Genomic DNA, 724 nt, shown 5'->3' with positions numbered 1-724 from the left:
CTCGAACGGCTCCCCGATGATGTCACCCACCGTCATCCGCGGATTCAGCGACGTGTACGGGTCCTGGAACACCATCTGGATGTTCCGGCGCACCGCCTTCAACGCCGCACCCCTCAGCCGCGAGATCTCCTCACCCTTGTACCTGACCGAACCGCTGGTCGCGGTCTCCAGGTTCATCAACACCTTGGCCAGGGTGGACTTTCCGCACCCCGACTCGCCGACGATGCCCAGGGTCTCCCCGTGCATCAGGTCGAAGGAGACGCCGTCGACCGCCTTCACCGCGCCGACCTGCTTCTTGAAGAGGACGCCCTGGGTCAGCGGGAAGTACTTGACCAGGTCCCTGACCTCCAGGATCGGCTCAGTCATGGAGGGTCTCCTTCCAGAAGAAACAGGCGCTGCCCCGCCCGGCCACCGCAGTTCCGTCGTCCTCGGTGACCGGGAAGAGCCTCGGCACCTCCTGGCGGCAGATCTCCTGCGCTCTCGGACAGCGGGGGTTGAAGGCACACCCCGGCGGGATCCGCAGCAGGTTGGGCGGCAGCCCCTTGATCGCGTAGAGCTCCTGGCCCTTCTGGTCCAGCCGCGGAATGGAGTCCAGCAGTCCCCGGGTGTACGGGTGCGCGGGGCGCGCGTACAGCTCGTGCACCGGCGCGGTCTCCACGATCCGGCCCGCGTACATGACCGCGATCTTGTCCGCGACGTCGGCGACCACGCCGAGGTCGTGGGT

The 724-nt window shown here is 67.1% G+C and carries 2 protein-coding genes; both read right to left on the bottom strand.

Annotated features, from left to right (window positions below):
* Positions 1-366 (bottom strand): ATP-binding cassette domain-containing protein (locus UK12_RS32845; protein ID WP_045306867.1); only part of this gene is annotated, 366 nt, incomplete at its 3' end.
* Positions 359-724: oligopeptide/dipeptide ABC transporter ATP-binding protein (locus UK12_RS32840; RefSeq protein WP_045306866.1), on the bottom strand; the 366-nt coding region annotated here is incomplete at its 5' end. The genes UK12_RS32840 and UK12_RS32845, both read right to left, overlap by 8 nt.

Origin of the sequence: Saccharothrix sp. ST-888 (genome assembly GCF_000955975.1) — a bacterium.
Lineage (GTDB): Bacteria > Actinomycetota > Actinomycetes > Streptomycetales > Streptomycetaceae > Kitasatospora.
This window is presented reverse-complemented; position numbering and strand designations above follow the sequence as displayed.